The sequence below is a fragment of the Mesorhizobium sp. M7A.F.Ca.CA.002.04.1.1 genome (genome assembly GCF_004022805.1).
Classification (GTDB): domain Bacteria; phylum Pseudomonadota; class Alphaproteobacteria; order Rhizobiales; family Rhizobiaceae; genus Mesorhizobium; species Mesorhizobium ciceri.
Genome location: NZ_RZPL01000472.1, coordinates 1 through 4,590 on the forward strand (window position 1 = coordinate 1; position 4,590 = coordinate 4,590).

General features: G+C 62.2%; 8 protein-coding genes. 5 read left to right on the forward strand and 3 right to left on the reverse strand.

Going from position 1 to position 4,590, the window contains the following annotated elements:
• From ENZ75_RS21955 to ENZ75_RS21975, 5 genes are all read left to right on the forward strand, one after another.
• On the forward strand, positions 1 to 841 hold an 841-nt coding region (locus ENZ75_RS21955; RefSeq protein WP_128278310.1), incomplete at its 5' end, for an MFS transporter.
• Between the two features lie 298 nt (positions 842 to 1,139).
• The gene (locus tag ENZ75_RS21960; RefSeq protein WP_082826532.1) at positions 1,140 to 1,526 is read left to right on the forward strand and encodes a hypothetical protein; all 387 of its coding nucleotides are present in this window, start codon (positions 1,140 to 1,142) and stop codon (positions 1,524 to 1,526) included.
• Between the two features lie 118 nt (positions 1,527 to 1,644).
• Positions 1,645 to 1,908 carry a YMGG-like glycine zipper-containing protein gene (locus tag ENZ75_RS21965; protein ID WP_013530156.1) on the forward strand — a complete coding sequence of 88 codons (264 nt, stop codon included), beginning with the start codon at positions 1,645 to 1,647 and terminating at the stop codon, positions 1,906 to 1,908.
• Between the two features lie 56 nt (positions 1,909 to 1,964).
• A complete protein-coding gene (locus ENZ75_RS21970; RefSeq protein WP_063168774.1) occupies positions 1,965 to 2,600 on the forward strand; it encodes an outer membrane lipoprotein carrier protein LolA in 636 nt (211 codons plus the stop codon).
• A gap of 93 nt (positions 2,601 to 2,693) precedes the next feature.
• Positions 2,694 to 2,903: a hypothetical protein gene (locus ENZ75_RS21975; protein ID WP_013530154.1), complete on the forward strand. Its 210-nt coding sequence runs from the start codon at positions 2,694 to 2,696 to the stop codon at positions 2,901 to 2,903.
• Between the two features lie 97 nt (positions 2,904 to 3,000).
• Here ENZ75_RS21975 and ENZ75_RS21980 read toward each other — a convergent pair whose 3' ends face one another.
• From ENZ75_RS21980 to ENZ75_RS21990, 3 genes are all read right to left on the reverse strand, one after another.
• Entirely contained in the window at positions 3,001 to 3,300 is a 300-nt protein-coding gene (locus ENZ75_RS21980) for an HlyU family transcriptional regulator (RefSeq protein ID WP_024505488.1), read from the reverse strand.
• Positions 3,301 to 3,412: 112 nt separating this feature from the next.
• Positions 3,413 to 4,099, reverse strand: a complete 687-nt coding sequence (locus tag ENZ75_RS21985) for a PadR family transcriptional regulator (RefSeq protein WP_063168775.1) — start codon at positions 4,097 to 4,099, stop codon at positions 3,413 to 3,415.
• 159 nt (positions 4,100 to 4,258) lie between these two features.
• Positions 4,259 to 4,590, reverse strand: a 332-nt coding sequence (locus ENZ75_RS21990; RefSeq protein WP_128278311.1) for a DCC1-like thiol-disulfide oxidoreductase family protein, incomplete at its 5' end; no start/stop codon positions are given.

Genomic DNA, 4,590 nt, shown 5'->3' on the forward strand with positions numbered 1-4,590 from the left:
GACCACAGGCTGGTTCGACACCAACCGTAGCCTCGCCGTCTCGCTGGTCTCGGCCGGCATGGGCGTGGCGCCGATGACGATTTCGCCCTTCGCCCGCTGGCTGATCTCCGCCTATGACTGGCGCACCGCCATGTTCGATATCGGCATTACCGCCTGGCTATTGCTGTTGCCGGCGGTGCTGCTGGTGCGCCAACCACCGAAGCCCGTCATGGCCGATACCGGCTCCGCGCCGGTTGCCGAAGGCGCCGGCCTGACGGTCGGCAAGGCGCTGCGCTCACCGCAGTTCATCGTGCTGGGGCTGACCTTCTTTGCCTGCTGTGCGGCGCATTCCGGCCCGATCTTCCATATGGTCAGCTATGCCATGCTGTGTGGCGTCGCCCCCATGGCAGCGGTCTCGATCTACAGTGTCGAAGGCCTGGCAGGCCTCGGCGGCCGGCTCTTCTACGGCGTGCTGGCCGACCGGCTGGGCGTCAAGCCGGTGCTGATCGCGGGCCTGGCGATCCAGGCGATCGTCATTGCCGCCTATCTCTCGATCAGCCGGCTTGAGCAGTTCTACATGCTGGCCGTTATCTTCGGTGCCACCTATGGCGGCGTCATGCCGCTCTATGCGGTGCTGGCGCGCGAATATTTCGGCCAGCGCATCCTCGGCACCGTGTTCGGCGCCGCCACCATGCTGTCCAGCCTCGGCATGGCGCTGGGCCCGCTTGCCGGCGGCATGGTGTTCGACGCCTACGCCAACTATTCCTGGCTGTTCATCGGCTCGGCTCTTATCGGGCTCGGCGCGGTCGGCATCGCCATCGCGTTTCCGCCGCTACCGCGCAGGGAGTTGCAGCCGGCTTAGTCCGCGTCGATTTCCACACCTTGCTGGCCAGGCGCGCAATCAGCCTGGCCCGTTCGGTTCACTGCGGATTCCCCCTTGCGCGAGGCAGCTTACGGCCAACGTTTGCAGGCAAGCGATCTCGACTGAGCTCGCGCATCCAGTCCACGCCAGAGAGGACACCCTGATGGTCGAACATCCGAGTGGAAGCGAAAGCAACAGAATTGCCGCAAGCGCTGTTACCGACGACGATCCGCGTCTTGCATTCATTTATCAGGAAGCAGTGAGAGGTCTCACGCAACAGCAAACCCTTGTGGAGAACATGAGCAGCCGCGCCGGCAGCCTTGTCTTCGCCACCGCCTTCGCAAACTCGTTGCTTGGCGGTGCGGCCCTTTCCAACGGGCTTGGGCCTTGGGACTGGATTGCGGTGGCCCTGCTGTTCGGCATTGGCGGGCTGATCGTCTTCATGCTTTGGCCCTACCACCAATACACATTCCGCTTCGATCCCGAAGAGTTGCTTGATCAATATGTCGACGGCGACAGGCCGACGACGATGTCGGCCATGCGCCGCGCGCTTGCGCTTCGCATCAAGGCGGACATGGCCGGCAACTGGCGAATTATCCAGCGGCTGCGGGTGGCGCTGCAGATTGCGCTGCTGTTTCTGCTGCTCGATATCCTGGCCTGGCTTTTGGCGATTGCAGGCGTTTGAGCCGGAGGGCACACGGGTCCGCCACGGCCCGGCGCTTGACGGACAGGCAACCCACGATGGATCGAAAAGCTTTCTTGAGCATTTAAGCTTTGGCTAATAGTAGCCCAGGAGAGAACCAATGAAAAAGACGCTGCTCATTTTGAGCCTGCTCATTCCGCTCTCGGCGTGCTCCCGTACAGAACAAGGCGCTGCCGTCGGCGGCTTGGGTGGCGCAGCGGTAGGCGCCGCGGTGGCCGGCGATCCTGTGCAAGGGGCGGTTGTTGGCGGTGCGGTTGGCGCGATAGCCGGGGCCGTCATCGGGCACGCCAGCGAAGCCGGCCAGTGCAGATATCGCGATCAGTATGGCCGGGTTTACGTTGCACGATGCCCGGAGGGTTACTGACCTGGAGGCGCGTGATCTCTTTCGATCACGCGCCTGCTCCGGAGGTGGGATAAGCGATGGGCTATCGGATCAAAGTACTGCTGGGTTGCTGGTTCGCCGTTGCCAGCGCTGCCGCGATGTATGCGGCATCCACCGCCGCGATCTCCGCCGCGCCTGTTGATGGCAAGACGATTGCCGATCACCTCTCATCGGTAAAGTCCATGTCCGGGGACTTCGTCCAGTCGGGTCCAAATGCGGAGAGGACCCGTGGCAGGTTTTTTCTACAACGCCCCGGCAAGATCCGATTCAACTATGCAGGCCAATCAGGGATCAGCGTGATTGCAGATGGCAAATCCCTGGTGGTTTATAACAGAAAGCTGAAGACATCGCGGCTTTATGCTCTCTCGAAGACGCCGCTTAAGCTGCTGCTCGACAATAAGGTCGACTTCTCCGGCAATCGCGTGAAAAGCATCAGGGACGATGGCGCCCAAGTTACCGTCAAGCTGGCCGACAGATCGACCTTCGGCAATTCGAGCATCTCCATGGTGTTCGACAGTAAATCTCTCGATCTGCGCAGATGGAGCCTCACCGACGAGAAGGGACTTACCACAACGGTGACTATATCAAATGTGAAGCAGGGCGTTCGCGCTCCCGAGGGTACCTTCGTGATCGATTACACGGCAAACCGTGAATTCAACACGACAACGAAATAGCCGAAGCCGCGGGCATATTCCCTGGGCCGGAACCAATGCGATCATCAGCGGTTTAGTCCATGAAGGGACCGGAACCGCAAAGGACGCGGCGCAATGATTGAAATTCACAGCATGGAAGCGGCCAAAGCCAGACTGCGTATAAGGAGAGCTGAGCACTCTTTGAAGTGCGCGAACGACTTGCTGGATGAGGAAGGTGGCGTCGCCCTCAATCTGGCATTGTGCAGCCGGATAAGGGCCGCGCAAAGGCACCTGATCGAGGCAAGGGCACGCCTGATGACGATCGATCCCGCCAGGACGAATTGACCCGCTGGCGGTCGCACGTCAACCCCTGAGCGATAGGTCTATCGTGGCGCAAGGCCCGGGCGGCTAAGGGGCGCTCGGTGTGGCGATGGTCCGGCCCTTACCCAAAAACCCGATCGCCCTGCTCGTCGACCAGTTGGATGCCCTTCTTGATCGAGATGTCGACGGCGTCATCGAGCCCGGCAAAGCGGTCGGCGCGGATGAATTTGTGTTCCTTCACCACGCCGTCGATCTCCTTGGAGACGACGCCGCAGGTCTGGTACTGGCCATCGGCCTTGTAGGGCGTGGCGCTGATCAGAAAGCCCTTGTGCTCGACCTGCTTGGCTGGCGCTGCACTCGTCGGCTCAGCCGTCTGGGTTCCGCCGCCGCCACCGCCGAAAAGACGCTTCAGAAAAGACATCGGACTTCCTCCAACAGCATTCATCCCGCACCATGTAGAGTGACGCGGGATGAATTTCACTATCGGTCCTTGGGCCAGCGGGCAAGGGCTGCGTCCGGTCGGCTGGACGAGCTTACTTGTGCGACAGCGCTTCCAGCGCCTCGGCGGCGGCTTCGAGGATGGCGATGGCCTCGGCCTGCTTGTCGGCCGGGGCGTCGACGAAGTCGCCCAGAGCCGCGCGCAGCCGGTGACGGACTGCGCGGAATTCGTCGCGCGCTTCCGAACGATCCCCGCGGCCGCCACGACGCCCGCCCTCTTCGCTCTCGTCGTTCCAGCCGAACCAGTCGCGCGCCTTGGCCATTTTGCGGCCGAAGCGCTCGAGATGGTCGAGCACGCCGTCGATCATCTCGCGGTTGTCGGCGAGATGCGCCTGGCCCGCCTCGGTGATCGAAAACACCTTCTTGTTACCGTCGGCGGCGGAGGCGGCATAGCCGGCCTCTTCCAGGAAGGTCAGCGTCGGGTAGACCACGCCCGGGCTCGGGCTGTAGATGCCGCTGGTGCGCTCTTCCAGGGCCTTGATGATGTCGTAGCCGTGACGCGGCGCTTCGGCCAGCAGCGACAGCGTGATCAGCTTGAGGTCGCCGTCGGCCAGCATGCGTCCGGCGCGGAACATGTCGCCCGGACCGCCGCGCCCGCCACCACGGCCGCCGTGGCCGAACGGGCCAAAGCCGCCGCCCCCTCTGCCACCGAATTTGCCGGCCATGTGCATGAACATGCGCTCGCCGAAATGACCGCGCCCGAAATGATTGTGTTTGTGCATTGATTGCTCCTTGAGTTGTATCGTACGATATATCTTAATTAGGCAAGTCAATCGATGGAGTCAAGATATATCTTACGATGTATCTGAATGCAGCACCAGCGGGCTCGATTTTCCAGTCTCGGCCGCTTCGTTGCGAACGGCGGCCACCGATAAATTCGGCTACCAGCGCCCCTTGCGCCGGTTCCAGGCATAGAGAAGATCGGCAAAGCGATCGTAGGCAAAGCGTGTCAGCGGCAAGGCAACCGGATTGCCGAACAGCGTCGCCAACCAGCCCTCGCCCGGCGTGACCTTCCATACCGCGATGGCGACATCGGCGCCGACCAGCAGTCGGCCCTCGGCATCGGTGGCGTGCAGCCGGCGGCGGATATCCTCAAGCGACGCGCCAAATCCGGCTAGCGCTGCCGGTTCAAGATTGATGTCTCGGAACTCGATCCGCCCAGCCTTGACCGCTTCGATCAGCCGCCGCTTCTGCCTGCTGATCCCGGCATCGC

Coding starts and splice junctions, on each gene's coding strand:
- ENZ75_RS21960 (WP_082826532.1), top strand. CDS start 1,140: ATGAGCAGCCGCGCCGGCAGCCTTGTCTTCGCCACCGCCTTCGCAAAC.
- ENZ75_RS21965 (WP_013530156.1), top strand. CDS start 1,645: ATGAAAAAGACGCTGCTCATTTTGAGCCTGCTCATTCCGCTCTCGGCG.
- ENZ75_RS21970 (WP_063168774.1), top strand. CDS start 1,965: ATGGGCTATCGGATCAAAGTACTGCTGGGTTGCTGGTTCGCCGTTGCC.
- ENZ75_RS21975 (WP_013530154.1), top strand. CDS start 2,694: ATGATTGAAATTCACAGCATGGAAGCGGCCAAAGCCAGACTGCGTATA.
- ENZ75_RS21980 (WP_024505488.1), bottom strand. CDS start 3,300: ATGTCTTTTCTGAAGCGTCTTTTCGGCGGTGGCGGCGGCGGAACCCAG.
- ENZ75_RS21985 (WP_063168775.1), bottom strand. CDS start 4,099: ATGCACAAACACAATCATTTCGGGCGCGGTCATTTCGGCGAGCGCATG.